Source organism: Streptomyces sp. RG80 (assembly GCF_040446465.1).
Taxonomy (GTDB): Bacteria; Actinomycetota; Actinomycetes; order Streptomycetales; family Streptomycetaceae; genus Streptomyces.
Genome location: NZ_JBEAAJ010000022.1, coordinates 1 through 14,415 on the forward strand (window position 1 = coordinate 1; position 14,415 = coordinate 14,415).

11 protein-coding genes and 1 pseudogene are annotated in these 14,415 nt (G+C 70.2%); 5 read left to right on the top strand and 7 right to left on the bottom strand.

Annotation, left to right across the window (positions count from 1 at the left end; all coding sequences use genetic code 11):
- From ABKA17_RS46240 to fdxA, 3 genes and pseudogenes are all read left to right on the top strand, one after another.
- Positions 1 to 313 (top strand): annotated as a pseudogene (locus tag ABKA17_RS46240) (2-oxoacid:acceptor oxidoreductase subunit alpha); the annotation flags it as partial.
- Positions 303 to 1,328, top strand: a complete 1,026-nt coding sequence (locus tag ABKA17_RS46245) for a 2-oxoacid:ferredoxin oxidoreductase subunit beta (protein WP_353698475.1) — start codon at positions 303 to 305, stop codon at positions 1,326 to 1,328. The pseudogene ABKA17_RS46240 and the gene ABKA17_RS46245, both read left to right, overlap by 11 nt.
- A 49-nt stretch (positions 1,329 to 1,377) precedes the next feature.
- On the top strand, positions 1,378 to 1,698 hold the full coding sequence (gene fdxA / locus ABKA17_RS46250) for a ferredoxin (protein WP_353698476.1): 321 nt from the start codon (positions 1,378 to 1,380) through the stop codon (positions 1,696 to 1,698).
- Positions 1,699 to 1,729: 31 nt separating this feature from the next.
- Here fdxA and ABKA17_RS46255 read toward each other — a convergent pair whose 3' ends face one another.
- Positions 1,730 to 2,020 (bottom strand): acyl carrier protein, encoded by a 291-nt coding sequence (locus ABKA17_RS46255; RefSeq protein WP_353698477.1) that lies wholly within the window; start codon positions 2,018 to 2,020, stop codon positions 1,730 to 1,732.
- A gap of 335 nt (positions 2,021 to 2,355) precedes the next feature.
- Between ABKA17_RS46255 and ABKA17_RS46260 the strand changes: the two genes are divergently transcribed.
- Positions 2,356 to 4,320 (top strand): FAD/NAD(P)-binding protein, encoded by a 1,965-nt coding sequence (locus tag ABKA17_RS46260; protein WP_353698478.1) that lies wholly within the window; start codon positions 2,356 to 2,358, stop codon positions 4,318 to 4,320.
- 85 nt (positions 4,321 to 4,405) lie between these two features.
- On the opposite strand, the gene ABKA17_RS46265 is transcribed toward ABKA17_RS46260, so the two are convergent.
- From ABKA17_RS46265 to ABKA17_RS46280, 4 genes are all read right to left on the bottom strand, one after another.
- Positions 4,406 to 6,088, bottom strand: coding sequence for an FAD-binding oxidoreductase (locus tag ABKA17_RS46265; RefSeq protein ID WP_353698479.1), 1,683 nt, complete (start codon positions 6,086 to 6,088; stop codon positions 4,406 to 4,408).
- Positions 6,089 to 6,346: 258 nt separating this feature from the next.
- On the bottom strand, positions 6,347 to 7,291 hold the full coding sequence (locus tag ABKA17_RS46270) for a bifunctional transcriptional activator/DNA repair enzyme AdaA (RefSeq protein ID WP_353698480.1): 945 nt from the start codon (positions 7,289 to 7,291) through the stop codon (positions 6,347 to 6,349).
- A 174-nt stretch (positions 7,292 to 7,465) separates the two neighbouring features.
- Positions 7,466 to 8,209, bottom strand: coding sequence for a nuclear transport factor 2 family protein (locus ABKA17_RS46275; protein WP_353698481.1), 744 nt, complete (start codon positions 8,207 to 8,209; stop codon positions 7,466 to 7,468).
- A gap of 34 nt (positions 8,210 to 8,243) precedes the next feature.
- Complete coding sequence (locus tag ABKA17_RS46280) at positions 8,244 to 9,488, bottom strand: cytochrome P450 (RefSeq protein WP_353698482.1); 1,245 nt, start codon at positions 9,486 to 9,488, stop codon at positions 8,244 to 8,246.
- 218 nt (positions 9,489 to 9,706) lie between these two features.
- Here ABKA17_RS46280 and ABKA17_RS46285 point away from each other — a divergent pair, with 218 nt between their 5' ends.
- Positions 9,707 to 10,303: a TetR-like C-terminal domain-containing protein gene (locus ABKA17_RS46285; RefSeq protein ID WP_353698483.1), complete on the top strand. Its 597-nt coding sequence runs from the start codon at positions 9,707 to 9,709 to the stop codon at positions 10,301 to 10,303.
- Between the two features lie 92 nt (positions 10,304 to 10,395).
- Here ABKA17_RS46285 and ABKA17_RS46290 read toward each other — a convergent pair whose 3' ends face one another.
- A complete protein-coding gene (locus tag ABKA17_RS46290) occupies positions 10,396 to 12,009 on the bottom strand; it encodes an AMP-binding protein (protein WP_353698484.1) in 1,614 nt (537 codons plus the stop codon).
- A 108-nt stretch (positions 12,010 to 12,117) separates the two neighbouring features.
- On the bottom strand, positions 12,118 to 14,388 hold the full coding sequence (locus tag ABKA17_RS46295; RefSeq protein ID WP_353698485.1) for an MMPL family transporter: 2,271 nt from the start codon (positions 14,386 to 14,388) through the stop codon (positions 12,118 to 12,120).
- Between the last annotated feature and the right edge of the window lie 27 nt (positions 14,389 to 14,415).

The window sequence follows — 14,415 nt, forward strand, 5'->3', positions numbered from 1 at the left end:
GGCCCACACCCTCGTCCTGGGCTGGGGATCGACATACGGACCCATCACCGCAGCCGTCCGCCGACTCCGCACAGCCGGCGAATCCATCGCACAGGCCCACCTACGCCACCTCAACCCCTTCCCACGCAACCTCGGCGCCGTACTGGGGCGGTACGAGCACGTCGTCGTCCCGGAGATGAACCTGGGCCAGCTGTCGGGACTTCTGCGGGCCCGCTACCTGACCGACATACGGTCCTTCACCCAGGTCAACGGCATGCCGTTCAAGGAAGAACAACTGGCCCACGCGCTGGAGGCGACGATCCATGACCACTGAACTCCGCCTCCTGCCCAAGGACTTCAAGTCCGACCAGGAAGTGCGCTGGTGCCCGGGCTGCGGTGACTACGCGATCCTCGCCGCGGTCCAGGGCTTCATGCCGGAGCTGGGCCTGGCCAAGGAGAACATCGTCTTCGTCTCCGGCATCGGCTGCTCCTCCCGCTTCCCGTACTACATGAACACCTACGGCATGCACTCCATCCACGGCCGCGCACCCGCGATCGCGACCGGCCTGGCGACCTCGCGCAGGGACCTGTCGGTGTGGGTGGTGACGGGCGACGGCGACGCGCTCTCCATCGGCGGCAACCACCTCATCCACGCCCTGCGCCGCAACGTCAACCTCAAGATCCTCCTCTTCAACAACCGGATCTACGGCCTGACCAAGGGCCAGTACTCCCCCACCTCCGAGGTCGGCAAGATCACCAAGTCGACGCCGATGGGCTCCCTCGACACCCCCTTCAACCCGGTGTCTCTCGCCGTCGGCGCGGAGGCGTCCTTCGTCGCCCGCACCGTCGACTCCGACCGCAAACACCTCACCGAGGTCCTGCGGCAGGCCGCCGCCCACCCCGGCACGGCCCTCGTCGAGATCTACCAGAACTGCAACATCTTCAACGACGGCGCCTTCGAGGTCCTCAAGGACCGGCAGCAGGCCGAAGAGGCGGTGATCCGCCTGGAACACGGGCAACCGATCCGCTTCGGCACGGACGGGGCGCGGGGCGTGATCCGCGATGTCGGCACCGGTGGCCTGGAGGTGGTCGACGTGACCCCGCGGAACGAGGCGGACATCCTCGTCCACGACGCCCACTCCCCCTCCCCCGTCACGGCCTTCGCCCTCTCCCGCCTCGCCGACCCGGACACCCTCCACCACACGCCCATCGGTGTGTTCCGTGACGTCGAACGGCCCGTCTACGACACCCAGATGGCCGACCAGCTCGACATGGCGATCGAACAGAACGGCAAGGGCGACCTGGCCGCCCTGCTGGCCGGCAACGACACCTGGACCGTCGGCGCGTGATCCGCCCCTGCCCGCCCACCCCCGTCTTCCCTCTACGAGGAGTCCCCTCATGACGTACGTCATCGCTCAGTCCTGCGTCGACGTCAAGGACAAGGCCTGCATCGACGAATGCCCCGTGGACTGCATCTACGAGGGGCCGCGCATGATGTACATCCACCCGGACGAATGCGTGGACTGCGGGGCGTGCGAGCCGGTCTGCCCGGTCGAGGCGATCTTCTACGAGGACGACCTGCCCGAGCAATGGAGTGCGTTCGGGCCGGCGGCCGCCGAGGTCTTCGAGACGGTCGGCTCGCCGGGTGGCGCGAGTGCGACGGGCCCACTCGGCAGCGACCACCCGGTGGTCGAGGAGACGTCCGTCGTCAGCGCCTGATCCGGGCACGAGGGGCGAGCCCCCGCACGGCCTACTGGTTCGTGTCCGTGCCTCGGGTGGTCAGACGCGGTGTCAGGTGGTCGACGATGCCGGCGATCGTGGGATGGTCCCAGACCAGGTTCGGGTCGACGATCAGACCGTGCTCGTCCTCCAGATCGCCGCACAGGCTCAGTGCCGTCACCGAGTCCATGCCGTAGGCGACGAGCGGGGTGCGGTCGTCCAGGGATGCCTCGGGGCGGTCGAGATAGAGCGCGAGACGAGCGGTGAGCCAGCCGTGCAGTCCCGCGGCGAGCGCGGCCTGCCCGGAGGTACGGGTCGTCATGGAGAGCTCCTCGGCGATGGCGGCCTGGGTCCGGTCCCTGAAGGCGCGGGGTTCTGCCAGTGTCCGCAAGGGGGCTAAAGCCGGGCTTGAAGAGGGTCGGCATGACAGCCGTATGACAATGCGCGCCGGCACAGGGGCCCGGGGGCACACAAGAGAGCTGCTCGGCACACGGGACGCGGCAGAACACTGGCACGTTTTTCCGGTCGTCGGCACCGGCACGGCGCTCGGGGCGGTCATTCGTTGACCCCCGTTCGGCACAGCGGTTTTCCTTCCCACGTACTGGAGCCGCGTCTTCCATGCCTTTCCGTGCCTTTCCACGCCGAGCAGGAGCAACAATGGGGAACCAGCGACTGAGCATGTGCATCATCGGCACCGGGCCCAGGGGGTTGTCGGTGCTGGCACGTGTCTGCGCCAACGCCGCCCTCGACCCGGGCGTCGAGCTGACCGTGCACGTGGTCGAATCCGAGCGGCCGGGCTCGGGACGTGTCTGGCGCGGCAGCCAGTCCCGGCATCTGCTGATGAACACCGTCGCCTCGCAGGTGACCCTCTTCACCGACGAGTCGGTGGAGATGGAGGGACCGCTGGAGACCGGGCCGAGCCTGTACGAATGGGCGCAGCTCATGGCGTCGTTGGAGCCAGGGGAGTGTGGTCTGGACGACGGCATCCTCGCGGAGGCCCGCAGGATGGGGCCCGACACGTATCCCACCCGCGCGTTCTACGGCCACTATCTGGAGTGGGTGTTCTACCGGGTCGTCACGCTCGCGCCGGCCCATGTCGACGTCGTCGTCCACCACACCCGTGCCGTCGCCCTGGACGACGCGGCCGAGGGCGCCGATCCCTCGCAGACCGTGCGTCTGGCCAACGGCCGCGAACTGACCGACCTGGACGCGGTGGTGCTCTCCCTGGGCCACGTGGACGCCGAGGATCCCGACACACTGGCCCGGCTGCACAAGAAGGCGCGGGCACTGGGACTGAGGCATGTACGGCCCGTCAACCCGGCCGACATCGACCTGGACTTCGTCAAGGCGGGCGAGCCGGTGCTGCTGCGCGGTCTGGGCCTCAACTTCTTCGACTACATGGCGCTGTTCACCGAGGGGCGCGGCGGTGTGTACGAGGAGGTCGACGGGAAGCTGGTCTACCGGCCCTCGGGGCGCGAGCCGGCGCTGCACGCCGGCTCCCGGCGCGGGGTGCCGTACCACGCCCGCGGCGAGAACGAGAAGGGCGCGCACGGCCGGTACCACCCGGCGCTGCTCGACGAGGCGACGGTGGCCGAGTTGCGGGCGCGGGCCGTCTTCCGCGGTGGCCTGGACTTCAAGGCCGACATCTGGCCGCTGATCGCCAAGGAGGCGGAGTCGGTCTACTACACGGCGCTGCTGACCCGCACCGAGGAGGCGGACGTCGTGGACGCCTTCCGTGAGCGGCTGCTGGAGACGCCGTGGGACAGCGACGCCGAGCGCGCGGTGCTGGACGCGTACGGGGTGGCCGCCGCCGACCGCTGGGACTGGGCGCGGGTCGCCCGCCCCGACGAGGGCGCCGCGTTCGACAGCGCGGGAGCCTGGCGGGAGTGGCTGCTGACCCGGCTCGGGCAGGATGTGGCGGACGCCGTCGAGGGCAATGTGTCCGGGCCGGTGAAGGCGGCGCTGGACGCGCTGCGGGATCTGCGCAACGAGATACGGCTACTGATCGACCACAACGGTCTGACCGCAGACTCGCACCGCGACGACCTGGACCGCTGGTACACCCCGCTCAACGCGTTCTTGTCGATCGGGCCGCCCGCCTCCCGCATCCGGGAGATGATCGCGCTGATCGAGGCCGGTGTCCTGTCCGTCGTGGGGCCCGATGTGCGGATGGAACTGGACGAGGAGGCACGGCAGTTCGTGGCGTCCTCGCCGAAGGTGCCCGGCTCACAGGTGCGGGCGGAGGTGCTGATCGAGGCCCGGTTGCCCGACATCGACCTGCGGCGCACCGCCGACCCGCTGCTGCTGCATCTGCGCCGGACCGGTCAGTGCAGCCGCTACCGCATCCACGGTCCCGGCTCGCGGGCGTACGAGACCGGTGGTCTCGCCGTCACGGAGCGGCCCTACCGGCTGGTGGACGCCTCGGGCCGGGCACATCCGCGGCGGTTCGCCTACGGCGTGCCGACCGAGTCCGTGCACTGGGTGACGGCCGCCGGGATCCGGCCCGGGGTGAACTCGGTGACGCTGGGCGACTCCGACGCGATCGCTCGTGCCGTGCTGGCGCTGGCGGCCGTGCCGGCGTACACGCTGCCGGGCGCGGTGGCCGGGACCGAGGCCGCCTGACGACTGCCGGGCGGGCGTGGCTCGGCCGTCGGGCGCCGGTGGGGGTGCCGGTGTCCGACGGCCGGGGCGGGTCGCCAGGCGGGGCTCAGGTGGTCGGCAGCCGCACCGACTGGCTGTGGCGGAAGAAGTCCCGCGGGTCGTACGCCTTCTTGACCTTCTGCAGCCGGGCGTAGCCGGACTTGTAGTACAGGTCGTGCCAGGGCACCCCGGAGGTGTTGTACTTCGGGTCGCTGAGGTCGATGTCCGGGTAGTTGACGTAGGCGCCGTCGGTCACGTCGTCGATGACCGGGACACCGCCGGTGGCGGCGAAGACACCGTGGTAGAACTCGCGGATCCAGCGCAGCGAGATCTCCTCGGCGGCCGGGTCGTTCCACCACAGTCCCCAGGCGGCCTTGAACGCGGCCTCGCGGTGCGGGGCGGCGGTGGCGTCCGGGGCGACCGCGTTGACCTGGCCGCCGAAGGAGCTGACCTGCACCGCGGCGGTGGGGTTGACCAGGTCGTCGCGCGTCAGGTGCTTGTAGAACTCGTCGATGTGCGCCGTCGGCATGGTCTTGCGGTAGTAGGCGGACTTGAAGTCGGACCTGAAGGTGGGGTCGTTCAGGGTGGCGTTGGTGGTACCGATGTAGCGGGCCGCCTGGAGCCAGGGCATGCGGCGCGGTGCGGCGAGGTCGGGCATGGCCGCCATCTCGCCCATGTCGACGCTCATCGGCTCGTTGGCGACGTCCAGGCCCTCGGTGATGGCACCCAGATAGTCGTCGAGTATCGCCTGCGCGCCCGGGACGGTGGCGTCGACCTGGGTGACCAGACCTATGTAGCCGGCCGACTTGTGGTTCAGCCACAGCACGCTGGTCAGGTTGTCGTTGACGGTGCCGGCCTTGAGGTTCTTGGTGTGCCAGTCGCCGAAGTTCCTGACCAGCCGTGCGAAGCGGTCCTTGGTCATGTCGGCCCAGGGCCAGGCGGTGGCGTGCAGGAACACCTCCCCGGGAGGCTGCGGGAGCAGCTTGGCGGGGTTGGTGCCGGTCGCGCCGGGTGAGCGGAACCAGAAGCGGGTGACGACACCGAAGTTGCCGCCGCCACCGCCGGTGTGGGCCCACCACAGGTCGCGGTTGGGGTCGTTCGGTTCGCGGGTGGCGACCTTGACCGTCGCCGTGCCGTCGGCGCCGACACACACGACCTCGACGCCGTACAAGTGGTCGACGACCAGGCCGAGCTGGCGGCACAGCAGGCCCCAGCCGCCGCCGCTGACATGGCCGCCGACGCCGACCTGGAAGCAGGTGCCAGCGGGGACGGTGACGCCCCAGGTGCGGTACAGGCGCTCGTACACGTTCAGGACCTGGGAGCCGGCCTCGACGCAGACGGCGTTCTTGTCGGCGTCGTAGTAGACCCGGTCCATCCTGGTCATGTCGAGGATGACCTGTACCTCGGGGTTGAAGACCCAGTCCTCGAAGCAGTGACCGCCGCTGCGTACCGTCAGGCGCTTGCCTGCGGTCACGGCGGCCTGGACGACGGAGCGGACCTGCGCGGTCGTCTCGGCGAGGCAGATCTTCTCCGGTGTGGCGGCCCAGCGCTGGTTCCAGCCCTGGATCAGGTCCTTGTACCGCTTGTCGCCGGGGCCCACCGAGGTGATCGGTGACACCGTGCTCGCGGCGTTCTCCGCCGCCGCGGACGGTGCGGCCAGGGCCGTACCCGTCAGAAGGGCGGCGCCTCCGGCGGCCGCGCCCCCGGTGAGGAAGTTCCGTCTGTGGATGCCTTCAGCGTGGCGAGCCATCGCGCCAACCCCTTTGTCCTGATGAGTCGATACGGCCACGCTATAGATCGGTTCACGCCACGGGCACTCAGAAAGTTGCGCTCGTACTCGGCGGCTTTGCACGCCGTCCCGAGCCCTGGCGCAGCGGCCGACAGGCCGGTCACGGGGCTCGGACGGGGGTTTCTCACAGTAAAGATCACGCCACAGTGCCGGTGCCCGACGGCATGCGTCGGGCACCGGCACTGTGGGTGTGTGAAGGGGGCGCCGGGGCGCGTGTGGTCAACCGGCGCCCAGCGCCGCCGCCTTGGGGACATCCGCGACGGCGTCCGGATGGATGCGGAGCAACTGGCGGATCCGCTCGTGCCGGCAGAGCCGGCGGATCTCGCGCGGGAGCAGCGGATCCACCGGATACCGGGCCGCGGGACGGGCCATCAGCCGGCCGAGCCGTGCTTCGAACCACCGGTCGTCGGCTCGGCGTACCGCGTACGGGAAGAGCTCCGCGAGCTGCTCGCGCGCCGCCTGTTCGGGGCCTTCCAGGACCGCGCACACGCCGTGGTCCGTCACGGCCACCAGCACCGGGGCCTCGTCGGTGACCGCCATGGCGTAGCGGATCTCGACGCCGGCGGCGCCGGCCCGGAACTCCTGTGGGGTCATGCCCAGGATCGCCGTGGAGACCGCGTAGAACTGGCCCGTGGTGGTGAAGCCGGACTGGTAGATGGCGTCGGAGACGGTCCGTGCGCGGATCAGCTCCTCGCGGACCCGTCGGGCCCGCACGGCGGTCCAGTAGGTGTGCGGTGTCAGCCCGGTCAGCGACTTGAACATGCGGTGGAAGTGGAACCGGCTGTAGCCGGCGCTCTGCGCCAGCTCGTCCAGGTTCAGGGGCGCCGCCGCCGTGTCCATGAGCAGACAGACACGGGCCACGAGGGCGGCGTGCTCCCGGGTCGGCTCCGGTTCGCCCGGCCGGCAGCGGCGGCAGGGCCGGTAGCCCCGCAGGCGCAGTTCTTCCAGCGAGGCGTGGAACTCCACGTTCTCCCGGCGGGCGAGCCGCGCCGCGCAGGAGGGCCGGTTGTATATCCCGGTCGTCGTCACCGCGTAGTAGAACGCCCCGTCCGCGGCGTCGTCGCGCTCGCGCACCGCGCGCCAGCGCTGTTCGTCGCTCGCGTACGCGTACGTCTCGGCGTCGGCGGCCGCCGGCAGCCGTGTCGGTGCCGGCGCCGCCGTCATCCTCTCCGCCCGTGGCCGGGCGCGCAGGTGCCAGCGGCCCCGGCGTCGCGCGTCCTGGTGTCGTCGCCCTCGGCCGGGAGCCCGTGTGCGACCGGACGTTCCCGATACGTGTGTGCCGAGGGGGTGTTCCAGAGCGTGTGACCCGCTGGATCGATCATGATGGGATCTCCCCGCTCAGAACATGCCGTTGCTGTGCGCCAGGTTCTGCGGAACCTCGGTCCGGACGTCCCAGTACTCGACGACCTTGCCGTCGGCGACGCGGAACAGGTCACCGAAGGCGTGCGGCTTGCCGTCGCGGGTGCCCTCGGAGTACGCGAACACGAAGTTGCCCTCGGCGACGACGCGGTGGACCTTGAGGTATTCCGTGCCGGCGAGCGTCTCCCGCAGCCCGGCCACGCCGTCGGCGACGCCGGGGGCGTGCCGGATCAGCTCGCCGCCCTCGGTGCAGCCGTCGAGCGCCTCCAGATCGCCGCCGACGAAGGCCTCCTCGACCAGGCGGCCGACGAGTTCCTTGTTCGCGGCCGTGCGGTCGAGGTCGGTCACTTCGGCGACGCCGTCGCCCATGTCGTGGCCGGACGCGGTCGGGCCGATCTCCGGGGCCACCGCCTCCCAGTGCTCCTGGATCCTGCCGTCGCCGGCGCGGTACAGGTTGAACAGGATGAGCGGCACTTCGGCGAGGCCGGTGACCCGGGCGTGCAGCAGCACCATGTCGCCCTCGCCGATCGAGCGCAGCAGCTCGTACCGGGCGCCCGCGCCCTTGGCCCGCTCGGTCAGCCGGCGCAGGCCCTCCGGCCCGTCGGCGCACAGCGGGCTGTGCTGGATGAAGTCGGGCGCGTAGTACTTCTCGAGGGCACCGTCGGTGTCGGGCCCCCCGGTCAGCGCCAGCACGCCCTCCACGATGAGGTTCTTCGTGCTCATACGAATCTCCAAGGTGTGATCGTGGCCGGGGAGTTCAGCTGCCGGTGGTGACCGGCAGCGCTTCCAGCGCGCGGGAGAGCAGGCTGGGCTTGTAGTCGAACCGGTCGGCGGCCAGCCGCAGCCCGGGGGCCCGGCGGAAGAGCGTGCCGAGCGCGGTCCTGCCCTGGGTGCGGGCCAGCGGGGCGCCGAAGCAGACGTGCAGGCCCGAGGCGAAGCTGAGGTGCCGGTTGTCGGTGCGGCCGAGGTCGAGGGTGTCGGGGTCCGCGAAGGCCTCGGGATCACGGTTGGCGGCGCCCCGGACGATGATGACCTGGTCGCCGGCGCTGACGACGTTCCCCTCGCCGAGGTCCGCGTCCTCGAACGCCACGCGGATGGACAGATGCGAGGGCGAGTCGTACCGCAGCAGCTCTTCGACGGCGCTGCCCGCCAGCTCCGGCTCGGCGCGGAACCGGGCGAGCTGGTCGGGGTGGCGCAGCAGGGCGAGGGCACCGTTGCCGATGAGGTTGGTGGTCGTGCCGTGTCCGGCGATGAACAGCAGGATGCAGGTGCCCAGGAGCTCCTGTTCGCTGATCTGCCCGGCGTCGGCGGCGACCGCGAGACGGCTGAGCACGTCCTCCCCCGGCGTCCGGCGCCGCTCGGCCGCCAGCGCGAGGAAGTAGTCGTTGAGCGCGGCGAGCGCTTCGTCCCTGGCCTGGTGGTTGGCCTGGGAGACGGTGAAGGAGGGGCTCACACCGGCCAGGTAGTCCTGCGCCCACTTCTCGATCATGAGGTGGTCGGGCTCCGGCACCCCGAGCAGGTGGCAGATCACGCCGAACGGCAGCCGGTGGGCGAGGGCGGAGATCAGGTCGAACTCGGGGCCCTGGCCCAGGGCCTCGTCGAGGAGCTGCTCGGTGCGCTCCTCGATGTAGCCGTTGGCGCTGCGCATCACCCGCGGTCCGAAGGTGTCGCGCAGGACGCGGCGCATGCGGGTGTGGTCCGGCGGGTTCATGAAGATGAGCATGTGGCGCTGGTCGGCGAACCCGCCGGGCAGCGCCCCCTCGCCCGCCGCCTCCTGGGTCGCCGCCGCGGGCGAGGGGTAGCCGAACCGCTCGTCGCGCATGACGAGGTCGCACTCCCGGTGCCGGGTGAGCACCCAGAAGCCCGCCGGGCTGCGGAAGACGGGGCTGCTCTCGCGCAGCCGCCGGTAGTGCTGGTAGGGGTCCTTCTGGAACTCGGGGTCGGTGGGATCGAAGCCGAGCATGCCCCCGGCGCCGGCCCGCGTTGTCGTCGTGCCGCTCACATGTCCTCCGAATGGAGTTGCTGTCCCCTGTCGCAGAACGCTCAGGACATTCGGCTCCGCCCACGCTGATCCGCGCGGGTTCGCTGTCTCTTTCGGCCAGTGGGCCTCACCGAACCACAGCGGACAGGAGGTGGGGGAGCTGTCATTTCCTGCATGGCCAGTTGTTGTCAGGGCTCTCGGCTCGGGCCGTGAAGGAGGTGGGCCATAGGCTTTTGCACATGACAAGCGTGGAGCAATCCGCCCTGGCGGCAGACGATGTGACGACACGTCAGCGGATCTTCGAGGCCGTGCTCGGTCTGTGCCGTGAGCGGGCCTACGACGCGTTCGACGTCGGTGACATCGCCCGCCGCGCGGGGGTGGACGAGGAGGCTGTGCTGGCCGGCCGGCCCGCCAAGAACCTCGTCGTGATGGAAGCGCTGCTGCATGCCGTGGCGCCGCACATGAGGTTCCCGCGCACCGGTGACATCCGGGCCGACCTGGAGCAGCAACTGGCCGCCACGGCACGGCTGTTCGCCGATCCCGGGATCGGCCCGCACCTGCGGGCGGTGATCTCCGAGATGCACACGGACACACGTCTTTCCGAGACCTTTCTGCGCACGGTGTACACACCCAACCGGACGGTCGCCCGCGCCCGGTTCGAACTCGCCCAGGAACAGGGCCAGTTGCGTACCGACATCGACCTGGACACGGCCGTCGACCTGGTCTTCGGCTCGCTGTGGTTCCGGCTGCTGCTGGCCACCGGCCCGCTCACACCGCAGCTGGCCGCCTCGATCGCCGAGCATGCGCTGGCCGGCCTGGGACTGCCGCCCGCGTGAGAAAGCGGCCCTGAACATGGCGTTGCCCGGCCGATGTCGGCAGGGCAACGCCATGTTCAGGGCTCGCTCGCCCTTTCAGCTGTCGGGCACGCTCACGTCCACCGGCCGCTGCCGAAGGTCTCCTGGCTCTGGAGCACCTTCTCGCGCAGGTCGAACCGGCGCACCTTCCAGGTCCCGGTGCGGGGGAACTCCTCCCAGTCGATGATCCGCGGCTCGTCGAGCGGGATCAGTCCGGCCGTGGCACGCTCCCACGCGGCGCGGTCCAGGGTGCCGCTGTGGGTGGAGACGATCGGCACGGGCCGCCCGTTGGGGTTGCCGAGCACGATGACCTCGGAGGCGTCCTCCAGGCGCTCCAGCAGCAGGCTCTCCAGCTCGATGCCGCTGGTGCCGGGGATGACGTCGACCTCGCGGTCGAGGATGTCCACGGTGCCGTCCCAGCGGTGGACGCCGATGTCACCGGTGTTCCACCAGCCGTCCCAGACCTTCTCGTCGTAGCGCTCGGGCTCGCCGAGGTAGCCCAGACAGCGGCCCTTGCCGTTGATCAGGACCAGGCCGCTCCTGCCGCGCCGGACCGGGCGCCGGGTCTCCGGGTCGACCACCTTGATCTTGGTGACGAAGGGGACCGGCCGGCCCACGTTGCGGGTGAACGTCCCGTGGTCGTCGGCCCGTTGGCGCATGACCTTGCGCTTGGGGTACTGCGCGAGGGTGGCGGGGCCGATCTCGCTCTGTCCCCAGCTCTGCGCCCACACCGGGCGGCGCCGGCGGCTGGTCTGCATGAAGGTGCGGATCGTGCTGGGGTGGATGGCGTCGAAGGTGGAGACGAACATCCGCACGTCGCTGAAGAGCTCCGGGTGTGCCTTGGGCAGGTGCTCCCAGCGCTGGAAGATGTTGGGGCAGGCCTCCAGCGTGGTGGGACGGTTGCGCTGGAGCGTCTCGACGACCACGTCCGGATCGGAACCGCCGAGCACCACGACCTTGGACGGGATCAGCACCGACTGGGCCATCACCCAGGTCACCGCGCGCGAGTGCACGAAGGCTATGCAGGAGGCGACGGTGTCGTCGGACCTCGTCGACAGGAACGGGATGCGGATGGTCTCCATCACCCCGTACACGCCGATGGTGTCCGCCGAGTGCATCACGAACTTCGGCACACCCGTGGTGCCGGAGGTGTGGGTGAGCAGCATCGGCTCGGAGTCCGGGCGCAGATCGGGTGCCGGGATGTCGCTGCCGGCGAGGTCGGCGAGGCGGGTGGCGCCGCCGGGCAGCCGCTCGCCCTCGACGGCCAGGACCCGGGTGTCGGGACCGGCCAGCTGGACGCCCTGTTCCTCGGCGGCCACCAGGACGTCGTCGGCGGCGACGATCACCTTCGGATCCAGACGGTCCATCATCTTGCCGAGGGTGTCCGGCGGGAAGGTCGAGGTGATCATGGCGGGCAGGGCGCCGATACGGGCCGCGGCCGCGGCCAGCAGGACGACGTCCATGTGGTTGTGCTTGATGATCGCCAGCCGGTGCCCGCGGCGCAGTCCCGCCGCGTACAGGCGTCCCGACATGTCCTGCACGAGGTGCGCCAGCGACGTGGAGTCGTGGGCGCGGCCCGCGTCCGGGGCGATGTCGAAGGGCCGGTCCAGGTGCCAGATGGGCCCCGGCTTGCCGGCGAAGTGATCGAAGTGGGCCCCTATGTTCTTGGGGCGCTTGGTCTTGGGCATCGGCCGTTCTCTTCCGTCGTAGGACCTCTCGGGGGCACCTGGAGCCGGGGCCGCCGCCGGCCCGGTCCCGCGGTGCGCGGGGTCGGGCCGGCGGCGGCCGGTGTGGTGTCAGTGCGGTCGGCTGGTGACCGGGGCGTCGCTGTCGCTGTCGCTCCCGCTGCGGGCTCCGGGGATCCGCGGCGCCGCCTCCGTCTCCGCCTCGGCCTCGCTGAGGCCGTAGCGGGAGTGGAAGGCACGCAGCGGGCCGGGCGCCCACCAGTTGGCGCGACCGAACAGCTTCATCAGCGCCGGCAGGAGACCGCCGCGGATGAGCGTGGCGTCCATGAGGATCGCCAGCGCCATTCCGAGGCCGATCGCCTTCATGTAGCTGATGCCGGAGGTGATGAGGACCAGGAAGACCAGCGACAGCAGGACCGCCGCGTAGGTGACGACCTTGCCGACCCGCTCGAGACCGTTGGCGACGGCCAGCTCGTTGTCGCCGGTGCGGTCGTACTCCTCCTTGATCCGCGACAGCATGAACACCTGGTAGTCCATCGACAGGGCGAAGGCCAGGCCGAAGCACATGATGGGCACGGTCCAGGTGATGCTGCCGGTGATGATGAAGTCACCGAACAGGCTCGCCAGGTGGCCTTCCTGGAAGATGAAGACCAGGGCGCCGAACGTGGCGGTGAGGCTGAGCACGGTGAGCAGGATCGACTGCAGCGGCAGCAGCACACTGCCGGTGAGCAGGAACAGCAGCAGGAACATGCCGATGAACAGGATCGCCCCGGACAGCGGCAGGTTGTCGCGCAGGGTGTCGAAGGTGTCGACGCTGACCGCGGCCGGACCACCGACCTTCACGTCGAAGGGCGCCTTGGTGTCACGCACCGCGTCGACCAGGCTCTCGCCCTGCGACCCGTACGCGTCGACCGAGGGCACCACGGACAGGTAGGTGCCCGCGGCCACCCCGAAGCGGGTGTTGGCCTCGGTCGCCTCGGCGACCTTGGCGCCGTCGACGTAGGAGCCCGTCAGGGCGTCCACGCGGCTGACGTCGGCGACCTTGGAGAGGTCCTTGGCGTAGGTGTCGATGGCGGCGGTCTTCGTCTGCGGGTCGCCGGCGTTGGCCGCGACCACCGTCAGCGCCTGCTGCTCACGGGTGTCGAAGTCCGCGCGGAGCACCTGGGCGACCTGGGCGGACTTGGCGTCGGCGGGCAGGACCGCCTCGTCGGGCAGCCGCAGCTTCATGTCCAGGGCCGGCAGGCCCAGGGTGATGACGACGGCCAGGACGAGCACGGCGACCCGCACCGGGCGGCGCATCACCGCGGTGGACGTGCGGTGCCAGAACCCGCCGCCGTCCTTGGCCGGGTCCTGCTTGCGCTTGACCAGGCTCCACTTGTCGACGCGCGGACCGATCCAGCGCAGCACCGCGGGCGCGAGGACGAGCGTGACCGCGGCGGCGACCAGTGCGGTCGTCATGCAGCCGATCGCCAGCGAGCGCAGCATCGTGAACGGCAGGACGAGCAGACCGACGAACGCGACGGCCACGGTCAGCGCGGAGAACAGGATCGTGCGTCCGGCGGTGCGCAGGGTCGTGGTGATCGCGGTGTTGATGTCCTTGCCCAGCCGCAGTTCCTCGCGGTACCGGGTCACGAACAACAGGCAGTAGTCGATGCCCAGACCGATGCCCAGGAACGTCGTGGTGTTGACGACGACGCTGGAGGTGTCGTTGAAGAAGGTGATGGTGAACAGCGCACCCATCGACGCCAGCATCGCTCCGAACGCGACGGCCACCGGCAGCAGCGCGACCAGGGCGCTGCCGAAGATGATGACCAGCACGATGAGGAGCAGCGGGAAGACCATGCCCTCGGCCTTGGAGGCGTCCTTGCTGGAGGTCTCGATGTTCTCGTGCCACATCATGGCCGAGCCGCCGGTCTTGACCTCGATGCCGTCGACCTTGCCGGAGTACTTCTCGTCGATCTTCTTGGCCCAGTCGATCTGGTCGTCGAAGTCGCCGTTGATCCGGCCCAGCACGATGGCCTTGTCGCCGTCCTTGCTGCGCAGCGCCTCACTGCCGGTGGTCCAGTAGGAGACGACATCGGTGATGTCGGACTCCTTGGACAGCTTCTGCGTCAGGTCACGGCCGGCCGCGGCGACGGAGGCGTCGTCCACGCCCCGCTTGTCCTCGACCAGCAGCAGCAGGTTCGGTTCGCCCTGCTTGAAGGTCTTCTCGAGCTCCTCGGCCGCGGCACGTGACTCGGTGCCGGTGGCCTCGTAGCCGCCTGAGGTGAGCCGGTCCTGCAGGCCGCCGCCTGCGGCACCGGCGAGGACCACCAGCAGCAAGGTGAAGAGAACCACCTTGCGCGGTGAGCGCAGCACCAGGCGTGAAAGCCTGTCGAACATCGTTTCCTCCTATGGTGTGGGTGAGAA

What these genes read in the sequence shown, in the direction of transcription:
- ABKA17_RS46245 (WP_353698475.1), top strand. Translation starts at nt 303, where the DNA reads ATGACCACTGAACTCCGCCTCCTGCCCAAGGACTTCAAGTCCGACCAG.
- fdxA (WP_353698476.1), top strand. Translation starts at nt 1,378, where the DNA reads ATGACGTACGTCATCGCTCAGTCCTGCGTCGACGTCAAGGACAAGGCC.
- ABKA17_RS46255 (WP_353698477.1), bottom strand. Translation starts at nt 2,020, where the DNA reads ATGACGACCCGTACCTCCGGGCAGGCCGCGCTCGCCGCGGGACTGCAC.
- ABKA17_RS46260 (WP_353698478.1), top strand. Translation starts at nt 2,356, where the DNA reads ATGGGGAACCAGCGACTGAGCATGTGCATCATCGGCACCGGGCCCAGG.
- ABKA17_RS46265 (WP_353698479.1), bottom strand. Translation starts at nt 6,088, where the DNA reads ATGGCTCGCCACGCTGAAGGCATCCACAGACGGAACTTCCTCACCGGG.
- ABKA17_RS46270 (WP_353698480.1), bottom strand. Translation starts at nt 7,291, where the DNA reads ATGACGGCGGCGCCGGCACCGACACGGCTGCCGGCGGCCGCCGACGCC.
- ABKA17_RS46275 (WP_353698481.1), bottom strand. Translation starts at nt 8,209, where the DNA reads ATGAGCACGAAGAACCTCATCGTGGAGGGCGTGCTGGCGCTGACCGGG.
- ABKA17_RS46285 (WP_353698483.1), top strand. Translation starts at nt 9,707, where the DNA reads ATGACAAGCGTGGAGCAATCCGCCCTGGCGGCAGACGATGTGACGACA.
- ABKA17_RS46290 (WP_353698484.1), bottom strand. Translation starts at nt 12,009, where the DNA reads ATGCCCAAGACCAAGCGCCCCAAGAACATAGGGGCCCACTTCGATCAC.
- ABKA17_RS46295 (WP_353698485.1), bottom strand. Translation starts at nt 14,388, where the DNA reads ATGTTCGACAGGCTTTCACGCCTGGTGCTGCGCTCACCGCGCAAGGTG.